General features: G+C 68.7%; 21 protein-coding genes and 1 tRNA gene. 11 read left to right on the top strand and 11 right to left on the bottom strand.

Annotation, left to right across the window (positions count from 1 at the left end; genetic code table 11):
* Positions 1-3: 3 nt before the first annotated feature.
* Positions 4-960, bottom strand: a complete 957-nt coding sequence (ispH, locus tag OC159_RS01540) for a 4-hydroxy-3-methylbut-2-enyl diphosphate reductase (protein WP_265499381.1) — start codon at positions 958-960, stop codon at positions 4-6.
* A 57-nt stretch (positions 961-1,017) separates the two neighbouring features.
* Positions 1,018-2,448: a cobyric acid synthase gene (locus OC159_RS01535; protein WP_265499380.1), complete on the bottom strand. Its 1,431-nt coding sequence runs from the start codon at positions 2,446-2,448 to the stop codon at positions 1,018-1,020.
* 72 nt (positions 2,449-2,520) lie between these two features.
* Here OC159_RS01535 and secG point away from each other — a divergent pair, with 72 nt between their 5' ends.
* Positions 2,521-3,069: a preprotein translocase subunit SecG gene (gene secG, locus OC159_RS01530; RefSeq protein ID WP_265499379.1), complete on the top strand. Its 549-nt coding sequence runs from the start codon at positions 2,521-2,523 to the stop codon at positions 3,067-3,069.
* Between the two features lie 154 nt (positions 3,070-3,223).
* Entirely contained in the window at positions 3,224-4,867 is a 1,644-nt protein-coding gene (locus OC159_RS01525; protein ID WP_265499378.1) for a CTP synthase, read from the top strand.
* A gap of 461 nt (positions 4,868-5,328) precedes the next feature.
* Here OC159_RS01525 and OC159_RS01520 read toward each other — a convergent pair whose 3' ends face one another.
* The 8 genes from OC159_RS01520 to OC159_RS01485 form a co-directional block, all read right to left on the bottom strand.
* Positions 5,329-5,631, bottom strand: a complete 303-nt coding sequence (locus OC159_RS01520) for a hypothetical protein (protein ID WP_265499377.1) — start codon at positions 5,629-5,631, stop codon at positions 5,329-5,331.
* Entirely contained in the window at positions 5,628-7,241 is a 1,614-nt protein-coding gene (gene tnpC / locus OC159_RS01515; protein ID WP_265499376.1) for an IS66 family transposase, read from the bottom strand. The genes OC159_RS01520 and tnpC overlap by 4 nt, the downstream gene beginning before the upstream one ends.
* A 60-nt stretch (positions 7,242-7,301) precedes the next feature.
* The gene (tnpB, locus tag OC159_RS01510; RefSeq protein WP_265499375.1) at positions 7,302-7,652 is read right to left on the bottom strand and encodes an IS66 family insertion sequence element accessory protein TnpB; all 351 of its coding nucleotides are present in this window, start codon (positions 7,650-7,652) and stop codon (positions 7,302-7,304) included.
* Positions 7,649-8,068, bottom strand: coding sequence for an IS66-like element accessory protein TnpA (tnpA, locus tag OC159_RS01505; protein WP_265499374.1), 420 nt, complete (start codon positions 8,066-8,068; stop codon positions 7,649-7,651). The genes tnpB and tnpA overlap by 4 nt, the downstream gene beginning before the upstream one ends.
* 638 nt (positions 8,069-8,706) lie before the next feature.
* Positions 8,707-8,782: transfer RNA gene (locus OC159_RS01500), tRNA-Thr, on the bottom strand.
* A 93-nt stretch (positions 8,783-8,875) separates the two neighbouring features.
* On the bottom strand, positions 8,876-10,567 hold the full coding sequence (locus tag OC159_RS01495; RefSeq protein ID WP_265499373.1) for a heme biosynthesis protein HemY: 1,692 nt from the start codon (positions 10,565-10,567) through the stop codon (positions 8,876-8,878).
* A gap of 10 nt (positions 10,568-10,577) precedes the next feature.
* Positions 10,578-11,903 carry a COG4223 family protein gene (locus OC159_RS01490; protein WP_265499372.1) on the bottom strand — a complete coding sequence of 442 codons (1,326 nt, stop codon included), beginning with the start codon at positions 11,901-11,903 and terminating at the stop codon, positions 10,578-10,580.
* Positions 11,904-12,026: 123 nt separating this feature from the next.
* Positions 12,027-12,677 carry a uroporphyrinogen-III synthase gene (locus OC159_RS01485; protein ID WP_265499371.1) on the bottom strand — a complete coding sequence of 217 codons (651 nt, stop codon included), beginning with the start codon at positions 12,675-12,677 and terminating at the stop codon, positions 12,027-12,029.
* Between the two features lie 65 nt (positions 12,678-12,742).
* On the opposite strand from OC159_RS01485, the gene tsaD reads away from it, so the two are divergent.
* The 9 genes from tsaD (at position 12,743) to truA (ending at position 19,865) form a co-directional block, all read left to right on the top strand.
* Positions 12,743-13,810 carry a tRNA (adenosine(37)-N6)-threonylcarbamoyltransferase complex transferase subunit TsaD gene (gene tsaD / locus OC159_RS01480; RefSeq protein WP_265499370.1) on the top strand — a complete coding sequence of 356 codons (1,068 nt, stop codon included), beginning with the start codon at positions 12,743-12,745 and terminating at the stop codon, positions 13,808-13,810.
* Positions 13,807-14,745 (top strand): NAD(P)H-dependent glycerol-3-phosphate dehydrogenase, encoded by a 939-nt coding sequence (locus tag OC159_RS01475; protein WP_265499369.1) that lies wholly within the window; start codon positions 13,807-13,809, stop codon positions 14,743-14,745. The genes tsaD and OC159_RS01475 overlap by 4 nt, the downstream gene beginning before the upstream one ends.
* Entirely contained in the window at positions 14,742-15,017 is a 276-nt protein-coding gene (locus OC159_RS01470) for a YciI family protein (protein ID WP_265499368.1), read from the top strand. The genes OC159_RS01475 and OC159_RS01470 overlap by 4 nt, the downstream gene beginning before the upstream one ends.
* Positions 15,017-15,433, top strand: coding sequence for an EVE domain-containing protein (locus tag OC159_RS01465; RefSeq protein WP_265499367.1), 417 nt, complete (start codon positions 15,017-15,019; stop codon positions 15,431-15,433). The genes OC159_RS01470 and OC159_RS01465 overlap by 1 nt, the downstream gene beginning before the upstream one ends.
* A 74-nt stretch (positions 15,434-15,507) precedes the next feature.
* Positions 15,508-15,753: a DUF4170 domain-containing protein gene (locus OC159_RS01460; RefSeq protein ID WP_265499366.1), complete on the top strand. Its 246-nt coding sequence runs from the start codon at positions 15,508-15,510 to the stop codon at positions 15,751-15,753.
* The gene (locus OC159_RS01455) at positions 15,753-16,940 is read left to right on the top strand and encodes a 3-deoxy-D-manno-octulosonic acid transferase (protein ID WP_265499365.1); all 1,188 of its coding nucleotides are present in this window, start codon (positions 15,753-15,755) and stop codon (positions 16,938-16,940) included. Before OC159_RS01460 ends, OC159_RS01455 begins: the two co-directional genes overlap by 1 nt.
* Entirely contained in the window at positions 16,937-17,926 is a 990-nt protein-coding gene (lpxK, locus tag OC159_RS01450; protein ID WP_265499364.1) for a tetraacyldisaccharide 4'-kinase, read from the top strand. The genes OC159_RS01455 and lpxK overlap by 4 nt, the downstream gene beginning before the upstream one ends.
* A gap of 140 nt (positions 17,927-18,066) precedes the next feature.
* Positions 18,067-19,041 (top strand): 5-bromo-4-chloroindolyl phosphate hydrolysis family protein, encoded by a 975-nt coding sequence (locus tag OC159_RS01445; RefSeq protein WP_265499363.1) that lies wholly within the window; start codon positions 18,067-18,069, stop codon positions 19,039-19,041.
* On the top strand, positions 19,041-19,865 hold the full coding sequence (gene truA / locus OC159_RS01440) for a tRNA pseudouridine(38-40) synthase TruA (RefSeq protein ID WP_265499362.1): 825 nt from the start codon (positions 19,041-19,043) through the stop codon (positions 19,863-19,865). Before OC159_RS01445 ends, truA begins: the two co-directional genes overlap by 1 nt.
* On the opposite strand, the gene OC159_RS01435 is transcribed toward truA, so the two are convergent.
* Complete coding sequence (locus tag OC159_RS01435; protein ID WP_322626696.1) at positions 19,793-20,614, bottom strand: sugar transferase; 822 nt, start codon at positions 20,612-20,614, stop codon at positions 19,793-19,795. The genes truA and OC159_RS01435 overlap by 73 nt on opposite strands.
* Position 20,615: the final 1 nt, after the last annotated feature.

Genomic DNA, 20,615 nt, shown 5'->3' with positions numbered 1-20,615 from the left:
CGCTCAGGCCGTCTCGCGCAGCACGCGCGGGACCTTGAACTCGACCCGCTCGATCGCCGTCTCGACGATCTCGACCGTTACGTCGAAACGCGCGCGGAACGCGCCCACCACCTCGTCCACCAGCACCTCGGGCGCGCTGGCGCCTGCCGTGACGCCGACGGCGTGCACGCCCTCCATGGCCCGCCAGTCGATCTGGTCGGCCCGCATCACCAACTGCGAATAGGCGCAACCCGCGGCCCGCCCCACCTCGACCAGCCGCTTCGAGTTGCTGGAATTCGGCGCCCCGATCACGAGCAATGCGTCGATCTTGGGCGCCACTTCCTTCACCGCCGCCTGCCGGTTGGTGGTGGCATAGCAGATGTCCTCCTTGGCCGGCCCCACGATCGCCGGAAACCGCGCCTTCAGCGCAGTGACGATCCCCGCCGTGTCATCCACCGACAGCGTCGTCTGGGTGATGAAGGCCAGCGCCTGCGGATCGCGGGGCGCAACCCTTGCCACGTCATCGACCGTCTCGACCAGGATCACCTCGCCCTCGGGCAGCTGGCCCATGGTGCCCAGAACCTCTGGGTGGCCCTCGTGGCCGATCATCACCATCTGCAAGCCGTTCGCGTGGTGACGCTCGGCCTCGATATGGACCTTGCTGACCAGCGGACAGGTCGCGTCGACATAGACCATCTGCCGCCGCTGCGCCTCGGCCGGGACCGCCTTGGGGACGCCGTGGGCCGAGAAGATCACCGGGCGATCGTCGGGGCAGTCGTCCAGCTCCTCGACAAAGACGGCGCCCTTGTCGCGCAGGCTGTCCACGACGAACTTGTTGTGCACGATCTCGTGGCGGACATAGACGGGGGCGCCCCATTTCTGCAGCGCCATCTCGACGATCTTGATCGCGCGGTCCACACCGGCGCAGAAACCGCGCGGGGCGGCCAGGTACAGGGTCAGGGGCGGCTTTGCATGTTCCATGGCCTTGAGGTAGCGCGAAGCCCCGCCCTCGTCCAGCACCAGCGGGTCACATCCACCTCAGCGCGCGACCGCCAGCAGCCCGGCCACGTCCAGATGCGCCTCCAGGTGATCGGCCAGGTCGTCCAGCGCGGCATCGACACCGGCCTCGAAGCCGGGCTGCGACGCTGCGCCAAGCCGCGCCAGATAGGCCGCCCGGAACCCATCGTCCGAAAACAGCCCGTGCAGATAGCTGCCCATGACCCGCCCGTCCGCGCTGACGGCCCCATCTGCATCCGGCACATGGGCAAAGGGACGCGCGCAGTCGGGCCCGGAGGTGCGGCCCATGTGGATTTCGTATCCCGTTACCGGCTGGCCCGTCGCGGTGCCCGTCACACGAACCACGCGCTTCTCGGGCGACATCACGGTGGTGACGTCCAGAAGCCCCAGCCCCGGCACCTGCCCCGCCACGCCATCCGCACCGGAGGGATCACCGATGACATGTCCCAGCATCTGATAGCCGCCGCAGATGCCCAGGACATGCCCGCCCCGCCGCCGATGCGCGGCCAAATCCACGTCCCAGCCCTGCGCGCGCAGGAAGGCCAGATCGCCCATCGTGGACTTGGTGCCGGGCAGGATCACCAGGTCGGCATCGCCGGGAATCGCCTGCCCCGCCCCCAGCATCGTCAGCCGCACCGCGGGTTCGGCCGCCAGGGGATCGAGGTCGTCGAAATTGGCGATCCGCGACAGGGTGAGGCAGACGACGTGCAGCCCGTTCCCGCGCCCCGCGCGCAGGTCCACGGCATCCTCTGCCGGAAGCCGGTGGGCGCCGGCGAACCACGGCACGACCCCAAAGCCGCGCCAACCGGTGCGCTCCTCGATCAGCCGATAGCCGTCGTCGAAGAGCCGCGGGTCGCCACGGAACTTGTTGATCAGGAAACCCCGGACCATCGCGGCGTCGCCCGCATCGATCACCGCCTGCGTGCCGACGATCTGCGCGATCACTCCGCCCCGGTCGACATCGCCCGCCAGCACGACCGGGACGCCCGCCGCACGGGCAAATCCCATGTTGGCGATGTCGCGCGGGCGCAGGTTCACCTCGGCCGGGCTGCCGGCGCCCTCGACGATGACCAGGTCGTGCCCGCGCCGCAACCGCGCGAAGCTCTCCAGCACACCCTCCAGCAGGCGCGACTTCAGGGCGGCATAGTCGCGGGCCTGTGCCCGCCCGATGGCGCGGCCCTGCAGGATCACCTGCGATCCCGTGTCTGTTTCAGGCTTCAGCAGCACCGGGTTCATGTCGGTATGCGGCTCCAGCCCGCAGGCTCGCGCCTGCAGCGCCTGCGCCCGGCCGATCTCTCCGCCGTCGGCCGTCACGGCGGCGTTGTTCGACATGTTCTGCGGCTTGAAGGGCGCGACCGACAGCCCCCTGTGGCGCGCCGCGCGGCACAGTCCCGCGACCAGCAGCGACTTTCCGACATTCGAGCCGGTGCCCTGAATCATCACCGCCGTCATGGGACACTCTTGCTTGCCATCACCTGTCGGGGTGACTAGATAGGCGCGTCCGCAAATGAAAGGCCGAAAGCCGTGGAAAACGTCATTCTGACCGTCCATCTGATCCTGGCAGTGCTGCTGACCGGGGTCGTGCTGCTGCAACGTTCCGAAGGGGGCGGGCTGGGCATGGGCGGCGGCGGTGGCGCAGGCGGCGTCATGTCCGGCCGTCAGGCGGCCAGCGCCATGACCCGGCTGACCTGGATCTTCGGCATCGCGATCTTCTGCACCTCGCTGGCGCTGACGGTGCTTGCGGCGCGCCAGGCGACGACAGGGTCGGTCCTGGACCAGATCGGCGCCCCCGAAACCAGCCAGCCCGACGCGCCGTCGCTGCCGGGCCTTCCCGCCTATGCGCCGCCGCCCGCGACCGGGGGCAACCCGCTGACCCCGCCGGCCCCAGAAGCGGCGCCCGAACCGGCAGCCGAACCGCAAGCGGCGCCGGCGCCGACCGAACCCGCCGCCGAAGCCCCTGCCGCCGACGCACCCGCGGCAGAGGCCCCGGCAGCCGCGGCCCCGGCGGACGAAGCCCCGGCGGACGCCATCACGCCTCCGCCGGCCGAGCCGCAGGCCCCGCCCGCCAACTGAGCGACACACCATCGATTGGGGCGGCGCCTTTCCGCCCCACCTGAACTTGCGGTCCGTTGCGGCCACGGGGCTATTCGGTTATTCTCCGACTCCCGTGATGCTGGTCGTCCAGACGGCCCGCAGACTGACAGAATTTGCACATCACGGGGGCCTCATGGCGCGTTACATCTTCATCACCGGCGGCGTCGTCTCGTCCCTTGGCAAGGGGCTGGCCTCGGCGGCGTTGGGATCGCTGCTGCAGGCCCGCGGCTTTACCGTCAGGCTGCGCAAGCTGGACCCCTACCTGAACGTCGACCCCGGCACGATGAGCCCGTTCGAGCATGGCGAGGTCTTCGTGACCGACGACGGCGCCGAGACTGACCTCGACCTTGGCCATTACGAGCGCTTCACCGGCGTCGCGGCGCGCCGCACCGACAGCATCAGCAGCGGCCGCGTCTATTCGAACGTCCTGGAAAAGGAACGCCGCGGCGAATATTTGGGCAAGACCATCCAGGTGATCCCGCACGTCACCAATGAGATCAAGGACTTCCTGTCGATTGGCGCCGACGAGGTCGACTTCATGCTGTGCGAGATCGGCGGCACGGTGGGCGATATCGAGGGCCTGCCCTTCTTCGAGGCGATCCGCCAGTTCATCCACGAGCGTCCGCGCGGCGAATGCATCCTGATGCACCTGACCCTGCTGCCCTATCTGGCAGCCAGCGGAGAGCTGAAGACCAAGCCCACCCAGCACAGCGTCAAGGAGTTGCAGTCCATCGGCCTGGCCCCCGACGTGCTGGTTTGCCGATCCGAGCATCCGATCCCGGAAAAGGAACGCGCCAAGATCGCGCTGTTCTGCAACGTGCGCCCCGACAGCGTGATCCCTGCCTATGACCTCAAGACCATCTACGAGGCGCCCCTGGCCTATCACCGCGCCGGGCTGGACCGGGCCGTCCTGGACGCTTTTGCGATCAGCCCCGCCCCGCGTCCCGACCTGTCGAAATGGGAAGACGTGATGGACCGGCTGGAGCATGCCGAGGGCCAGGTCAACATCGCCGTCGTCGGTAAGTACACGCAGCTTGAAGACGCCTACAAGTCCATCGCCGAGGCTCTGACTCATGGCGGCATGGCCAACCGCGTTCGCGTCAAGGCCGACTGGGTCGACAGCGAAAAGCTGGAGGGCGACGGCGCGCATCTGCTGGACGGCTATCACGGCATCATCGTGCCGGGCGGCTTCGGAGAGCGCGGGACCGAGGGCATGGTCGCCGCCGCCCGCTACGCCCGCGAGAAGAAGGTGCCCTACCTGGGCATCTGCCTGGGCATGCAGATGGCCGTGATCGAGGCCGCGCGCAATTTGGCCGACATGCCCGACGCAGGGTCCGAGGAATTCGACCACGAGGCCGGAGAGACCCGCTTCACCCCCGTCGTCTATCACCTCAAGGAATGGGTGCAGGGCAATTATACCGTCCAGCGCAAGATCGGTGACAACAAGGGCGGCACGATGCGGCTTGGCGCCTATACCGCAGTCCTGGCCGAGGGTTCGCGCATCTCGGAAATCTATGGCGGCGTGACCGAGATCGAGGACCGCCATCGCCACCGCTACGAGGTCGATGCCACCTACCGCGCCCAGCTGGAGGATGCGGGGCTCTGCTTCTCGGGCATGTCGCCCGACGGCAAGCTGCCCGAGGTCATCGAATATGCCGACCACCCGTGGTTCATCGGCGTCCAGTCCCACCCCGAGCTGAAGTCGAAACCCTTCGAGCCCGCCCCGCTTTTCGCAGGCTTCGTCCGCGCCGCGATGGAGGAAGGCAGACTGGTCTAAGGACCTTCACAGCTTGCATTGGCTTCGGCTGCGACGACCGGCCAGCCGGTGATCCGGTGATCCGGTGATCCGGTGATCCGGTGCGACCTCTGCGCGCCGCCGAACCTTTGCAATTGGTCGCGAACAGTGAAGCACGTGTCATATCGGTATCTCTGCCTTGGCTATCCGCAGCCGGGATGCGTCACCCGATGGACGACGGAGCCTCTCTCGCACGCCAATTCAGGCATGCATCAGGCGAGGACGGAATCCACTGTGGGGCGACAGATATACAGCGACACCCAAAGTCTCTGGCACCTTGGCAGATCCGCCTCGGCGGGCGGCCTTAGCGCCTAGCGCCTAGCGCCTAGCGCCTGAAGCTTCAGCTAGCCAATCTCGTCCTTGCAAGGTCCGTTTGCCGCACCTGCCAACGTTCTTGGGCAGGATTCAAAGAAGCGTAAGCATGCGCCGAGGGCCGTCTTGGATCAGGCGTTTTTCTCGTGTGCCATGATGGTTTTGATGACGTCTGGGTCACACTGTTCGTCGATGAGGAACTGGCGGATACCGCCTTCCCAGGTGCGCAAGTCCGCCAGAAGCTCCTGAAGGGACTCGATGCCTCGTTCGGTGAAGGTGACGAGGCTTTCGTCGGTGCCATCGTAGACACGGATCATCTCGCCGTAGTCGATGTTATCGTCGTTCCAACTGACGATTTCGATCAGCTCAAGGCTTTCCCCGATCCGCCTTGCGACCTCATCGATGCTGTAGACCTGCGTGACCCGCGCCATCATGCAGCTTCCGTCAATAGCCGGACAGGTCGGGACCATTCCCACGGCAGCAACTCGTGCAGGCGCGAGACCGGCATGTCGGAGATGCGGGCGATGACGTCGGCAAGCCAAGCCTGCGGGTCGATGTCGTTCAGCTTTGCGGTGCCGATCAGGGAATACATGAAGGCGGCGCGATGCCCGCCGCGCTCGGACCCCGCGAAGAGCCAGGACTTCCTGCCGAGGGCCACGCCGCGGAGCGATCTTTCTGCCGCGTTGTTGGTCAGGCAGACGCGGCCATCGTCGAGGAACCGAGTGAAGCCCGGCCAATGGTTCGGCGCCAGCAGGTAGTCGATCGCCTTGGCTACCTTGGCGTGCTTGGACAGGAGTGCGCGTTCGCCGCGCAGCCAACGCTCCAGATCCTCGACCAACGGGGCCGATAGGCGCTGCCGGGCCTCCAGTCGATCCGCCGGATCAGCCCCGTTGATCTCGCGCTCGATGTCGAACAGGGCGTCGATACGCCGGACGACATCGAATGCGATAGGCGAGATCTCCTTGGCGTCCTTGCCCTTGCGGATATTCCCTTCCACGTCAGCCAGCTCGAAGAACTTGCGGCGGGCGTGTGACCAACACAGGGCCGATGCAACAGGCCCTGGCAATCGCTTCGGGTCGTAAAGCTGGTTGTATCCGGCATAGGCGTCAGCTTGCAGGATGCCCTGCCAGCCCGCGAGATGCCGGGTCGGATGTTCACCGCTGCGGTCGCGGGAGAAGCGGAAGGCCACTGCCGGCGGGGCGGTGCCGCCAAAAGGTCGATCATCACGGACATAGGTCCAGAGCCGGGCCGTCTTCGTGCCGCCCCGGGCCAGCAGCGGGACCGTCGTATCATCGCCATGTAACCGCTCCGCGGCCATGACATGGGCTTCGATCAGTGTATACAGCGGCTCCAGCAACTCGGTCACCGCGCCAACCTGGTCGGCGAGCGTGGAGAGGCTGAGTTCCACGCCCTCGCGGGCATAGCGTTCGGCTTGGCGGTTCAGCGGTTGGTGCTGTCCGAACTTCTCGAACACGATCATGGCCAGGAGGCTTGGCCCCGCCCATCCCCGCGGAACCGGGTGGAATGGAGCGGGCGGCTGCGAGATCTTCTCGCAATCCCGGCAGGTGAACTTCTCGCGGACGGTCTGGATCACCTTCCACTGCCGCGGCACCACCTCCAGCGTCTCGGTGATATCCTCGCCCATTTTCCTGATCCGGTCCGACCCGCAGCAGGCGCAGGCCGTCGGCGCCTCGACCACCACCCGTTCGCGCGGCAGATGCTCGGGGAACGCCTTGCGGACGGGCTTGCGCCGGTCGAACGCACGGACCTTTGTCGCCTTTTCTGCGGCCTGCTCGGCGCGAATGGCATCCTCGGCCGCGGCGGCTTCCAGCTCCTCGAGCTGCAACTCAAGCTGATCGAGCAGCCGGGCGGTGCGCTCGGCGCTGCGGCCATACTTCTCGCGCTTGAGCATCGCGATCTCGAACTTCAGTCCCGCGATCAGCGCCTCTGATGCCGACACCACGGCATTCGAGCGGGCCAGTTCGGCCCTCGTGGCCGCCAGCTCAGCGCGCAGCATCTCAAGTTCGGAGGCGGCATCTGACATGGCTGAGATCTACCATGCAGGATTGGGTAAGCCCATGTAAAACAGGGTTCTGAAGGAGATTCACCCTGCTTTTGCAGGGCGCTGCGTCCACCGCGGATTACGCCAGTCGATCCCTTCCAGAAGATAGCCGATCTGGGCCGCAGAAATCTGGACCGTCTCGCCTGAGCCGCTGACCGGCCAGATGAACTTGCCCGCCTCCAGGCGCTTCATATAGAGCGACACACCGACGCCATCATGCCAAAGCAGCTTCACAAGATCCCCACGGCGTCCCCGGAAGCAAAATATCTCCCCGGCATAGGGATCACGCCCGAGGCCTTGCTGCACCTGCAAGGCCAGCGTGTTCATGCCCTTCCGCATGTCCGTCACGCCGCCTGCGATCCAAACCTTTGCGCCGGCCGGAAATGCGATCATGCCCGTTCCACCACCTGGATGAGCCGCGCAAAGGTCGACGTTTCGGTCGATGCGGCGGTCACGAGGCGACGTCCGTTCGGCAAAATGATCTCCACCCCGCCATGGCCCATCCCATCCGCTCGACACTGCGCATCGGTGGCTGCTGGCTCGGCGGCGACTTCCGGCGTCACGGCAACCGCTGCGAAATGCGCCCGGTCTGCGCTGCCGATCAGAAGGCCCTCCCGGGCCAGGCGACGCCACCGTGTGAGAAGCGAACGAGAGATCTCGTGGCGTCGTGCCGTTGCCGCGGCCATCCGCGGCGCCGCGTAGCTCTCCTCCACGATCCGAACCTTCTCGGCGTCGGTCCACCGCCGCCGCCGGCCAGTATCCGTGACGCAAAGAACCTCTACTTGGGATATGAAGCTATGGTCTGTCATAGCTTCATGCTCTTACAGGCAGCCGGCCAGGTCGGTCAGACGGCCCTCGGCGGATGCATACAAAGAAGCACCCACTTTTGCAGGCGTAGGTAGCACTGGACTCCGTCAATGCGCCGTATTCCGTGCCCTAGTCGCTGATTTGCCGTCGGTCCCACAATCGCGCGCACTGCTGCATGAGGTTCAGCGGGATGCATAAACCTCCCGGGCCACTCGATGGATCGATGGATACCGTCGCCTCTGATCCGCATCAGCGCGCACTGCTGCTGAATCGAGTTTCCAGGGCTTCTCAAGTCGCATTGGTCGGTACACGCAGTTCCCGCGCCGACCGGAGCCATCGAGACAAATCCCGCCAGTTGATGCTGCAAGGGCACCCTGACGGTCAAGACAGCCTCAAAGCCCCTTTCCGAAAGCCGCAGCGGCTAGCGGGGCGGGGTGAACCCTAGGCCTCCCGAGCGCGCTCAGCGCCTCAAAGCCCCAGCAACCCCGGACAATGTTAACGGATGCGTAAAGCCGAACGACAACGGTGTGTCCGGCAATGGTTCCGATCATGCGCCGCCGCGCCGGGTCGGCCAGACAGATCAACAACAAAAGAGAAACCCACGCAGGCCCGAAGGCTTGCGTGGGTTTTCGCTGGCATTTGGTGCCGGTGAAGGGACTCGAACCCCCGACCCCATCATTACGAATGACGTGCTCTACCAGCTGAGCTACACCGGCATCATGCTGTGAACGGGCGGATAGCACCTTCCCCTGCCGGAGAAAAGGGGCCTTGGGCGTCTTTTTTCGCCCAAGGCGCGTTGCCGGGGCACGTCAGTTCTTCGGCTGGCTTGTCTCGGCGGGTTCAACGTCGGGACGGACCATCTCGGGTTCCACCGGCTCGTGCCGGGGTATGATCACCTCGGGCTCGGGGACGGGGGCCGGGGCTGGCTTGGGCGCTTCCGGCGCGGTCACTGTCGACGACGGCGTATCGTCGTAATCCGTCTCTCTTGGCACCATGCCCGGCGCGAGCTTCGGCGTCGACGGCTTGCGGATCGGCGCGGACGATTCCGGCTCGGCAGGTCCAGGCGGGTGCGGCTGGACGGGCTGGCTGAGGTCGGGTGCGTCGGCTGCGGGCCGCGGGCTGCCGACCAGCAGCGGCAACATCTCGGCGCCGGTCGAGGTGGTCGAGGCCGCTCCGATTCCGCCTTCCGGCTCTCTCCAGGTCAGCGTGTCGAAGCCGCCGCAGTGGTTGCAGACCGGTGCCCAGGCGTTCATGACGTTGTGGCACTTGTCGCAGACCCATTGCGGCCCCCGAGACGCGGTCAGCGCCCGTGTCAGCCAGCCGCGCACGACGCTGTCGTCGGCGCCTTCGCCACGCTCGACGGCGGCCATGATCGACAGGGTCCGCGTTGTCGGATGCTTTTCGGCCAAGTCGCCCAGGGCGCGGCGGGCGCCGGGGAAATCTTCGGCGGCCAGCAAAAGCTCGGCCCTGAGAAGACGGCTTTCGTCGTGGTCGGGCGACTTCGCGATAAGCCGGTCGAAGCGGCGCAGGCGCGCGGCAGACGTCTCGTCCGGCACGATCTCGGCATAGGCGGCGGCGATGTCGGGATGGGGGCGAACCGACCAGGTTTTTTCGAGGATCCGCGAGGCGTTGCGGAAGTCCTTCTGCGCCACATAGCTGCGCGCAGCCAGAACGGCCGCCGGAATCAGATCGGGCGATGCCTTGGCGGCAGAAATCGCCGCCTCGCGCGCGCTGATCGAGTTGCCATGCGACAGCACCTCGCTGGCCTCCTGCAGTGCCAGGACGGCATCGCGGCGCAGGGCCACATCCTTGGGCAGATCGCCTTGGTTGCGCTTGTCCTTCAACGTTTGGCGCGCGCCCTTCCAATCATGCTCGCGGGTTTGCAGCTCCAGCAGCGTGTCCTGCAGTTCCTTGTGGCGCGGCTTCAGAACATAGGCCTTCTGGGCCAGCAGCAACGCCTTGTGCGTGTCGCCCTCGGCCAGCTTCTGGCGCATCAGGCCGCGGATGCCGACGAAGCGCGTACGGTCGTCTTCCAGAAGTTCGCGATAGACGGCGACGGCGCGCTGCGAATCGCCCGCGGTTTCCGCCGCCTGCGCGGCCAGCAGGTTCGTCAGGTGCGGCTGGTTCAGGTACTTCGCGGCCTTGTTGGCCTTGTCCTGGGCCAGCTTGCCCTCGCCCGAGGCGACGGCCAGCATCCCCTCGCCGAAGGCGGCATAGCCCTTGCGCTCGCGCGCGTGGGCAAAGTGGCGGTTGAGGGCGGTCTCATCCCCGGCAAGGAAACGCAGGAAGGCCACCAGCAGGCCCAGCAGCTTGAAGACGATCCAGGCCGCGACCATCAGGACCAAAAGCGCCAAGAGCGCCTTGACCGGGGTCAGTGCGAATTCGGTCCCGCCATATTCGATGCGCAGCATCTGGCCGGTTTCGGACAGGTAGACCGCGCCCAGGGCCAGCAGCAGCACGACCGCAAAGAAGAGCAGGATTTTCAGCAGGGAAAGCAGCATCCGTCGTTCCTCAGTTCGTGGACGAGGTCAGGTCGGTCAGCGCCGCCTGTGCCTGGCGGTGGGCAGTGGCGCGGTCCAGCCACCGGGCCATGGCCGGGGCGGTGCGCGCGGGTTCGGGCAGGGCCTGGAGTTCGGTCAGCGCAGTGTCGATGCGACCGGACTCCACCTCGGCATCGGCGCGCGACAGGATCGCGTCGGCATCGTTGCCCTCGCGCGGCTCGACCGAGCGCGCACCGGTCTGGGCCCGCAGGAAGTTCGTCAGGACGTTGCCCTCGCCGCTGGCGCTGCTGTCGCGCAGGCTGGCGCGCAAGGCACCGCGCGCGGCCTCGGGGAATTCGGATTGCAGCGACGTCAGGCTGGGCACCTCTGTCGTCAGCGCCTCGGGCGTCTGCAGCCCGGCGTCTTCAAGCGTCTTGCGGGCCTCGTCCGGGGTGACACCCTCGTCCAGCGCCGCCTGCAGCTGGGAAATCGCGGCCACGGCCTGGGCGCGGCGGGTGCTGTCCTCGGCGGCCTGCTGAAGTTCCTGAGCCTCGGACCGGGCAGCGTCGAGTTGGGCCTGCGCATCGGCGGCCGCAGTCTCGATCTGCTGCTGAAGGTTCTGCGCGGCATCCGGGTCGAATGCCGGGCGGGCTGCCAGTTCCTCGATCCGTGCCTGCTGCTCGTCAAGGCGTTGCTGCAGGGCCTGCAGCTGGTCGGCACCGTCATCGGCGGGCGCCTGTTCCAAGGCGGCGACGCGTTCGGCTAGGTCGGATTGCCCGGCATCCGCGGGCATCGCCTCGGCGGCGGCACGGCGGCCGGCTTCTTCGGCGGCGGCGATCAGCGCGTCCTGGTCGGTCGCGGCAGCGGCAGGAACCCGGTCCACGGGAAGATGCGGAAGCGCATAGATGGTGGCCGCAGCCCCCAAGCCCGCCGCAACGGCACCACCGAAAACCATCGGCCAAAAGCCACCCTTGCGCTGACGGACCTCGGACGCGGGACGGGCCGACTGGCTGGCCGAACCCGACGCTGCCATGCCGTCACGGGGATCACGCGCCGGGTCGGGGGCAGTCGACGCCACGTCGTGGTCGGGCACCGGTTCGGTCTCATTGACGACAGCAGGCTTCGCGCCCGCCGCAGGCAGCCCCGAGGCGGCGTCACCCACCAAGGTCGAACCGATCGGTTCGACCGTCCCCGGCTGTCCTGCCTGCGCGGCCTTGCCTTCGCCCACCGGCGACGACTCGATCACGCCGGGATGCGCCGGCACCTTGCGGATGTCGGTCGCTGGCTGCCCTGCGGCGGCGCCAGTCCCGGCTTGCGCCGCCCTGCCGCCGGCCTTGGTCTTGTCTGGTTTCTTCACGTGCCTGTCCCCGTCTCGGTGCCATTGCGGCCGCCATGCCCACATCGCGGCCCGTCCCGGCGTCCGCTGCAGCCTAATCAGCCAAGCCTGAACGCTCAACCCGCCGTGTTCAGCTTTGTTCCGTCAAAGCAACCCTGTAATGACCGCCCTCATGCCTTCCGCAGAGGGCTGGAGCGCCACGATCCGCCGGTCGCAAGGCTGCCGGAACTCCTGTGCCGCGGCCGTGCTGATGGCCGCCAGCCACAGCGGCGCGCAGGCGTCCGTTGCCTGCGCCGACAGCAGATCCGCAGAACGGGGAGAGAACACGGGCAGGATGACCGGTTCGTCCCCCGCCAGCAGTTCCCGCGCCGCGTCGTCCAGCGGCTGCGACACCTGGTCATAGACGACGACCCCCGGCACCGGCAGGACCTGCGCCAGATGCCGTCCGTGCGGATGGACCAGCGGCACCCCGGCTGCGGCAAGCAGCGGCAGCAGGCTGTCTGCGGTGCCCTCGCCCTCGACCACTGCGAATCCCGCGTCCCGCGCCACGCCGGCCGTTCGTCCGCCGACGCAGATGGCCGGACGCCCCCGGCCCGGGCCTGCAGCGGCGACGGCATGGGCCGAGGTGAAGACCAGCCCCGGCGCATCGTGAAGCCGCGCGGCATCGTGATCCACCGGCCGGATCGCCAGGATCGGAGAGATCACGCAGCGCCACCCCGGCATGGTCGCGGCGAAGCGCAGCGAATCCGTCCGTGGCCGGGTCAGAAGAAGCGGGGGTCGGGCGTCCGCCGGCATTGGCTTATCCTTCAGCGGGTGCTAGGCCCCTTTGCGTAAGCGCCACCCCCGGCCAGGGCAAGAGCATGACCGACACCATCTTCCTGGGCATCGAGAGCAGCTGCGACGACACCGCCGCCGCGCTGGTGACCGGCGACCGGCGCATCCTGTCGAACGTGGTCAGTAGCCAGACCGACCTGCATGCCGACTTCGGCGGCGTCGTCCCGGAAATCGCCGCGCGCGCCCATGCGGAGCGCCTGGACCTGGCGGTCGAACAGGCGCTGGCCGAGGCGGGCATTGGCCTTGATGCGCTGTCCGGCATCGCGGTGACGGCGGGGCCGGGGCTGATCGGCGGGGTGCTGGCGGGCGTCATGTGCGCCAAGGGCCTTGCGGCGGGAACCGGGCTGCCACTGGTGGGCGTGAACCACCTCGCAGGCCACGCGCTGACGCCGCGCCTGACGGACGGGATCGACTTTCCCTATGTCATGCTGCTGGTGTCCGGCGGGCACTGCCAGTTCCTGCGCGTCGACGGGCCGGACGACTTCACCCGTCTTGGCGGCACCATCGACGATGCACCCGGAGAGGCGTTCGACAAGGTCGCCAAGCTTCTGGCGCTGCCCCAGCCCGGCGGCCCCTCGGTCGAGGCCGAGGCGGCCGGGGGCGATCCCGACCGCCTGCCCCTCCCCCGTCCGCTGCTGGACCGGCGCGGCTGCGACATGTCGTTTTCGGGGCTCAAGACCGCGGCGCTGCGCCAGCGCGACCAGTTGATCGCCGCGCATGGCGGGCTGCGGGCGCAGGACCGCCGCGATCTCTGCGCCGCCTTCCAGACCGCCGTGGCCGAGGTGCTGGCCGAGAAGGCCCGCCGTGCGTTGGCCGCAAGCCCCGCCCCGGTGCTGGCCGTGGCCGGCGGCGTGGCCGCCAACCGGCAGATCCGCGCCGCGTTGGAATCCGTCGCCGCCGCCGCTGGCGCACGATTCCTGGCGCCGCCCCTGCGGCTTTGCACCGACAACGGGGCAATGATCGCCTGGGCCGGGATCGAGCGGTTCCGCACGGGCCATCGCGATGGCCTGGACCTGGCCGCGCGGCCCCGCTGGCCGCTGGATCGGCGTGCGGCACCGATGCTGGGCAGCGGCAAGAAGGGGGCCAAGGCATGATCGCCATCCTGGGCGCAGGCGCCTTTGGAACCGCGCTGGCCGTGGCCCTGTCGGCCAACGGTCCGGTGACGCTCTGGGGTCGGACCATCGACTGGCGCGACCAGAACCCTCGCCTGCCCGGCGTGACCCTGCCCGACGGCGTGCAGGTCACGGACGATCTGGGTGGCGCGCTGGGGGCCGGGACGGTGCTGCTGGCGCTGCCGGCGCAGAAGCTGGGGACCTTTCTGGAGGAACACGCGGCGCGGCTGGATGGCAAGAGCCTGGTCAGCACCGCCAAGGGCATCGACCTGCAGCGCCTGAACGGCCCCTCGGCGCTGATCGCCGCCGCCTGCCCGCGCGCCACGGTGGCGGTGCTGACCGGCCCGTCCTTCGCGGCCGATATCGCGCGCGGCCTGCCGACCGCCCTGACGCTGGCCTGTGCCGAGCCCACGGCGGCCGAGGCGCTGCAGCAGCGGCTGTCGGCGCCCGTCCTGCGGCTTTATCGCACGACCGACGTGAAGGGGGCCGAACTGGGCGGCGCGCTGAAGAACGTCGTCGCCATCGCGGCGGGCACGGTGATCGGCGCGGGCTTGGGCGACAGCGCCCGCGCCGCCATCATCACCCGCGGCTTTGCCGAGATGACCCGGCTGGCGGCGCATCTGGGCGCCCGGCCGGAAACGCTGACCGGGCTGTCGGGCCTTGGCGATCTGACCCTGACCTGCACCTCGGACCAGTCGCGGAACTTCCGCTTCGGCCATGCGCTTGGGGCGGGCCAGCCGTTCGATGCCTCCACCACCGTCGAGGGCGCTGCCACGGCGCGCGCGCTGGTGCGGCTGGCGGCGCGGGACGGGCTGGACCTGCCCATCGCCGCCATGGTCGCCCGCCTTGCCGAAGGCGAGGTTTCGGTGGAAAAGGCCATGGACCACCTGCTGAGACGCCCCCTGAAGGAGGAATGATGCCCCTGTTCGCCGTGATCTGCCGGGACAAGCCCGGCGCATTGCAAATCCGCCTGGACACGCGCGAGGCGCACCTGGCCCATATCAACACCAGCCGCATCGTCTTCATGGCCGGACCCCTGATCGAGGAGGGCGAGATGCGCGGGTCGCTGGTGATCCTGGATGCCGCCGACTTGGCCGCCGCGCAGGCCTGGGCCGACGCCGACCCTTACAAGGCGGCGGGCCTCTTTGCCTCGACCGAAATCGTCGAATGGAAGAAGGTGATCGGCTGATGGCCTATTGGCTTTTCAAGTCGGAACCCGACGTCTTCGGCTGGGACGACCTCGTGTCGCGCGGCGACAAGGGCGAGGAATGGGACGGGGTGCGCAACTATCAGGCGCGCAACATGATGCGCGCAATGAAGGTGGGCGAGCTGGGCCTGTTCTACCATTCCAACATCGGCAAGGAAGCCGTCGGCATCTGCGAGGTCATCGCCGAGGCCCATCCCGACAGCACGGCGGACGACGCGAAATGGGAGTGCGTCGACGTCCGCGCCGTCCGCAAGCTGCCCCGCCCCGTCACCCTGGACGAGGTCAAGGCCGAGCTGCGGCTGAAGGACATGGTGCTGGCCAACAATTCGCGCCTGTCGGTCCAGCCCGTCACGCCCGAGGAATGGGCCGTCATCATGGAGCTGTCGGGCGCGGAGTGAGCGGCGGCTTTTCCGCTTCAAGCCACACCCGCCCCACGTTAGGTTCCGCCATGCCCGGCAACCCAGGAGGTCACATGAGCCAGCGCCTGCACCTTGTCTTCGGCGGAGAACTGGTCGATCCGTCCAGCACCAAGTTCCGCGACACCAGCCAGATCCACATGGTCGGGATCTTCCCGGATTATGCCAGCGCCTTCCAGGCTTGGAAGGCCGAAGCGCAGCGGACCGTGGACAGCGCCCAGACCCGCTATTTCATCGCGCACCTGCACCGCCTGCGCGACGAGGAACGCGAGGTCAGCCCGACCGAGGAACTCGGCGGCTGATGGCGGCGGGGACGGGTCTGGGCCAGCTGGGGCTATGGCTGCACCTGCGCGGCCGCCGCGGCGACGGCCTCGACCTGCCCGCCATTCCGGCCGGCCCCGGCCCTGCGCTGGTGCTGCATGTCTCGGACGATGCGGCACAGGCCTGCCCGCAGATCCTGCGCCGGCTGTCGGCCAGCCACCCGTCGCTGCGCGTCCTGCGCCTAAACGCGTCCGACGCAGATCCCGCCCGCGACCCGGCGCTGTCGGCGCAGCTTCTGGCCCGCGCACGGCCAAGGGCGGTGCTGCTGCTGGGCAGCAGCCTGCCGCCCGCGCTGATCGCCGCCGCCGCCGCCCGGCACCTGCCGATCATCCTGGCCGAGGCCAGGTTGAGTGCCGAGGACCACGGCTGGGGCCTGCGCGCCAGCATGCGCCGCCAGCTTCTGTCGCAGATCGATGCGGTGATGCTGCCCGATGCCGCCAGCCACCGCATCGCCCGCCGCATCGGCATCGAAGACTCGCGCATGGTCATGACCGGCCCCGTGTCCGAGATCCGAGAGCCGTTGTCCTGTTCGGAAACCGAGCGTGCCTCGATGGCCCAGCAGATGAATGGCCGCCACGCCTGGTTCGCCGCCTGCGTCCCCCCGGCCGAGGAAGCCGCCGTGCTGGCCGCGCACCAGGCCGCCCTGCGCCGGTCGCATCGCGCGCTGCTGATCATTGCCCCGCGAGACGCCGCCCGGATCGACGGGCTGGCCCGCGACATCGAGGCTGACGGCCTGACCGTCGCCCGCCGCAGCGAAGACGAGGATTTCGGTGACGAGGTGCAGGTGCTGCTTACCGACGGCCCGACCGAGATGGGGCTGTGGTATCGCCTCGCCCCCGTCACCTTCATCGGCGGCACGCTGTCCGGCGACGACAACGCAATGCGCCACCCGTTCGAGCCTGCCGCGCTCGGCTCTGCCATCGTGCGCGGCCCGCGTCCTGGTCCGTTCCGCACCGAATGGCACCAGCTGGCCGGCGCCAACGCCGCGCGCCAGGTTCGCAACGCCGAGGAACTTGCCCAGGCGATCGCTGACCTGACCCAGCCCGAGACGATCGCCACCCTGGCCAGCAACGCCTGGACCGTCAGCACGGGGGGTGCGGATGTGGCCCTGCGAATCGCGGACCGGGTGGCGGCTGCTCTGGATGCGGCTGCGCGGGTCACCGCATGAAGCGCGCGCCCGCCTTCTGGTTCCTGCGCCCGCCTTCGGTGCGGGCGCGGCTGCTGGCCCCGCTTGGCGCCGCCTATGCCCGCGCCACCGCGCGACGGCTGGCGCAGGGCGCGCGGGCGCGCGTGGGCGTGCCGGTGATCTGCGTCGGCAACCTGAACGCCGGGGGGACAGGCAAGACGCCCACGGTCATCCACCTGCAGATGGCGCTGGCGGCGCGCGGCGTCTCGGCGCATGTCGTCTCTCGCGGCTATGGCGGCAGCGCCAAGGGTCCGCTGAGGGTCGACGAGCCAACCCACGACGCGATCCTGACCGGCGACGAGCCGCTGCTGATGGCGGCTTTCGGCCCGGTCTGGGTCGCCGACGACCGGCACGCCGGTGCAAAGGCCGCGGTCGCGGATGGCGCGCAGGCGATCATCCTCGACGACGGTTTCCAGGACCCGGCGCTGGCGCATGACCTGTCGCTGGTGGTCGTGGACGCGGCCAAGGGCTTCGGCAACGGGCTCTGCATCCCTGCCGGGCCGCTGCGGGAACCGGTGGCGGCGGGTCTTGCGCGCGCCGACCTGCTGCTGTCCATCGGCCGCGACGCGGCGCAGGCGGGCTTTCCGACGCCGGACGGCGCCCCGCGGCATCTGCGCGGTCGGCTGGCGCCCCTGCAGATGGGCTTCGACTGGCGCGGCCACCGCGTGCTGGCCTTCGCCGGCATCGGCCACCCCGAGAAGTTCTTTGCCACCCTGCGCGATCTCGGCGCAGAGGTGGTCCGGGCCGAGGGGCTGGAGGATCACCAGCTCTTCACCACCGCGCTGCTGACCCGGCTGGAAACCGAATCGCGGCTGCAGCGGGCGCAGCTGGTCACCACGGAAAAGGACGCCGCCCGTCTGCCGCGTTCCTTCCGGCCCAAGGTAATGGCCCTGCCCGTCCGGCTGGCGTTGGCCGACGATGCCGCGCTGACCGCTGCGCTGGACCGGCTGTTTCCGCCAGCCGTTTGAAATCCGCCGCGCAACCCCGATATAGGGGGCAACGTTCACGAAAGGCGCGCCATGTCCTCGAATGCCCGAGCCAGGCTGAGTTTCTATCTGCTGATGCTGCTGACGCTTTATGCGGCCACCGCGGGTGCGGGCTGACCGGCATGTTTTCCCTGGACAACCTTCTGCGCAACAACCTCGGCGTCCCGGCGCGCCCGGCCCTGCCGCCCACGCCCCGTCACCCGCACGAGGGGCGGCCGAAGTGGATCACCCTCGCGGCAACGCCCTTCCTGCTCGGGGCGTTCTTCCAGGGCGCGACTGCCATGGTCACCGACCTTGCGGCCTTCGGACTGGTCGCAAGCGGCATGTGGATGACCCGCGAGGGGCTCGTCGCGCAGGCAGCGTTCGAGGCACGCCGCATCGCCAAGCGCCCGGCGATCCCGCGCAAGCTGTTCGGCGGCGTCCTTGGTGCGGTCGGACTGGGGCTCGGCGCGGCCGAGCCGGGCGCATTGGCAGATGCGGGCCTGATCGGCGCGGCGGGGCTGGCGCTGCACCAGCTGTCCTTCGGCCTGGACCCTTGGCGCGACAAGAACCGCGACGGCGTCGACAGCTTTCAGCAGGGCCGCGCACAGCGGATGATCGAAGAGGCCGAGGGCCACCTGGAGCAGATGCGCGACGCTATCGCCCGCACGGGCGACCGGCGGCTCGAGGCGCGCGTCGGCGTGTTCGAGGCGACGGTGCGGCACCTGTTCGACCGGGTGCGGGACAATCCGGCGGGGCTGGCCTCGGCCCGGCGCTATCTTGGCGTCTACCTGATGGGCGCGCGGGATGCGACAATCAGGTTCGCCGATCTCTATTCGGTGACCGACGACGGGGCCGCCCGCACCGCCTATGAGAGTTTCTTGGACGATCTGGAAAAGGATTTCATCGCACGCTCGGACCGGCTTTTGGACGGCGACCGTGACGCGCTCGACATCGAGATGTCGGTCCTGCGCGAACGGCTGGCCCGCGAGGGCCTGGCCGGCGCCGCGACCCGCGTGGCCCCTGCCGATCGTCCGGCCCTGCAAAGCCACGAGGCGCAGACTTTGGACGACCTGCTGAAGATGCCATTCCCGGGTCAGAAGACGCCGCGCGACTGATGCCCCGTTTCGCATTGAAATTCGAATACCAGGGCGCGCCCTTTGCTGGCTGGCAAGCGCAGGCCGACCAACCTTCGGTCCAGGGCGCCATCGAGGCTGCGCTGGCGCGTCTGGACGCGGGCTTCGCCGCCGGCGCACGGATCGCGGCGGCGGGTCGGACGGATGCCGGCGTCCACGCCACGGGCCAGGTCGCCCATGCCGACCTGGCGCGCGACTGGGACCCGTTCCGGTTGGCCGAGGCGCTGAACTGGCACCTGAAGCCGGCACCGGTCGCAATCTTGCAGGCGGCGCGGGTCGACGACGACTTCCACGCCCGCTTTTCCGCCATCGAGCGGCGCTACCTGTTCCGCCTTGTGGCCCGTCGCGCACCGGTGACGCATGACAGGGGGCAGATCTGGCAGGTGCTGAACCCGCTGGACATCGGGGCGATGCGCGAGGGCGCGGCGCATCTGGTGGGCCATCACGACTTCACCACCTTCCGATCCTCGATCTGCCAGGCCAAGAGTCCGGTGAAGTCGCTGGACGAGATCGCCATCGAAGAGGTCGAGATCCCGCACGGCCGCGAATACCGCTTCCACCTGCGGGCGCGGTCGTTCCTGCACAACCAGGTGCGGTCGATCGTGGGAACGCTGGAGCGTGTCGGCGCCGGGTCGTGGCCGCCGGCGCGCGTGGCCGAGGCGCTGGCGGCGCAAGACCGTGCGGCCTGCGGGCCGGTATGCCCGCCGCAGGGTCTCTATCTTTCGGGGGTGGGTTACCCCTGCGACCCCTTCACGCGCCGGGAACCTGCCCGGTGCAGCAGCGAGCCGTCCGGCAGTTCGACCTGACCGCGGCGGCGGCGGCGCGGGCGTTCGTCGCGGCGCGACACGACGATCTTGAGCGTGTGCCACAGGATCCACAGGTCCAGCCGCAAGCTGCGATGACGCTGATAGATCAGGTCGATCTTCAGCTTGGCCGGCAGGCAGCGGCGGTAATAGGCCGCCTCGGTCGCCTGCGCGGACTTGCAGCGGGCGAGGATGCGGTCCTCGTGCCGGTGATAGATCAGCGTCGCAAGGCCGGTGACGCCCGGGCGGCTGTGCAGCACCTGGCCGTAGACGGCAGGGAACCGTTCGACGTATTCGCGCAGTGGCGGGCGGGGGCCCACGAAGCTCATGTCGCCCTTGAGGATGTTGACCAGCTGCGGCAGTTCGTCGATGCGCGATCGGCGCAGGAAGCGCCCCATCGGCGTGATCCGCCAGGCCTTGTGCGCACCGGTGGCGCCGAAGTCGCCCTCCTTGCACAGCATGGTGCGGAACTTCCACTGGGTGAAGGGCTGATTCGGGCTGCGCATCCGATGGGCGGCATAGAAGATCGGGCGGCCCTGCAGCACCAGAAGGACAGCCGCGACACCCAGCATGACGACGGACAGCGGGATCAGAAGCAGAAGGGCCAGCACCACGTCGAAGGTCCGCTTGGTCAGCGGCATCGGGTTCACGCCGGGCGCCGTCGCCTCGCCCATGAACCACGCCATCTTGGGCGCGGTCAGACTGGCCAACCGGGCAGCGTCGGTGTTGTCCCAGTCGTGGTGGATCGTCACA

The organism is Paracoccus beibuensis, from assembly GCF_026162625.1.
In the GTDB taxonomy this organism is placed as follows: domain Bacteria; phylum Pseudomonadota; class Alphaproteobacteria; order Rhodobacterales; family Rhodobacteraceae; genus Paracoccus; species Paracoccus beibuensis.
This window is presented reverse-complemented; position numbering and strand designations above follow the sequence as displayed.

Coding starts and splice junctions, on each gene's coding strand:
- ispH (WP_265499381.1), bottom strand. CDS start 960: ATGGAACATGCAAAGCCGCCCCTGACCCTGTACCTGGCCGCCCCGCGC.
- OC159_RS01535 (WP_265499380.1), bottom strand. CDS start 2,448: ATGACGGCGGTGATGATTCAGGGCACCGGCTCGAATGTCGGAAAGTCG.
- OC159_RS01525 (WP_265499378.1), top strand. CDS start 3,224: ATGGCGCGTTACATCTTCATCACCGGCGGCGTCGTCTCGTCCCTTGGC.
- OC159_RS01520 (WP_265499377.1), bottom strand. CDS start 5,631: ATGATGGCGCGGGTCACGCAGGTCTACAGCATCGATGAGGTCGCAAGG.
- tnpC (WP_265499376.1), bottom strand. CDS start 7,241: ATGTCAGATGCCGCCTCCGAACTTGAGATGCTGCGCGCTGAGCTGGCG.
- tnpB (WP_265499375.1), bottom strand. CDS start 7,652: ATGATCGCATTTCCGGCCGGCGCAAAGGTTTGGATCGCAGGCGGCGTG.
- tnpA (WP_265499374.1), bottom strand. CDS start 8,068: ATGACAGACCATAGCTTCATATCCCAAGTAGAGGTTCTTTGCGTCACG.
- OC159_RS01495 (WP_265499373.1), bottom strand. CDS start 10,567: ATGCTGCTTTCCCTGCTGAAAATCCTGCTCTTCTTTGCGGTCGTGCTG.
- OC159_RS01485 (WP_265499371.1), bottom strand. CDS start 12,677: ATGCCGGCGGACGCCCGACCCCCGCTTCTTCTGACCCGGCCACGGACG.
- tsaD (WP_265499370.1), top strand. CDS start 12,743: ATGACCGACACCATCTTCCTGGGCATCGAGAGCAGCTGCGACGACACC.
- OC159_RS01475 (WP_265499369.1), top strand. CDS start 13,807: ATGATCGCCATCCTGGGCGCAGGCGCCTTTGGAACCGCGCTGGCCGTG.
- OC159_RS01470 (WP_265499368.1), top strand. CDS start 14,742: ATGATGCCCCTGTTCGCCGTGATCTGCCGGGACAAGCCCGGCGCATTG.
- OC159_RS01465 (WP_265499367.1), top strand. CDS start 15,017: ATGGCCTATTGGCTTTTCAAGTCGGAACCCGACGTCTTCGGCTGGGAC.
- OC159_RS01460 (WP_265499366.1), top strand. CDS start 15,508: ATGAGCCAGCGCCTGCACCTTGTCTTCGGCGGAGAACTGGTCGATCCG.
- OC159_RS01455 (WP_265499365.1), top strand. CDS start 15,753: ATGGCGGCGGGGACGGGTCTGGGCCAGCTGGGGCTATGGCTGCACCTG.
- lpxK (WP_265499364.1), top strand. CDS start 16,937: ATGAAGCGCGCGCCCGCCTTCTGGTTCCTGCGCCCGCCTTCGGTGCGG.
- OC159_RS01445 (WP_265499363.1), top strand. CDS start 18,067: ATGTTTTCCCTGGACAACCTTCTGCGCAACAACCTCGGCGTCCCGGCG.
- truA (WP_265499362.1), top strand. CDS start 19,041: ATGCCCCGTTTCGCATTGAAATTCGAATACCAGGGCGCGCCCTTTGCT.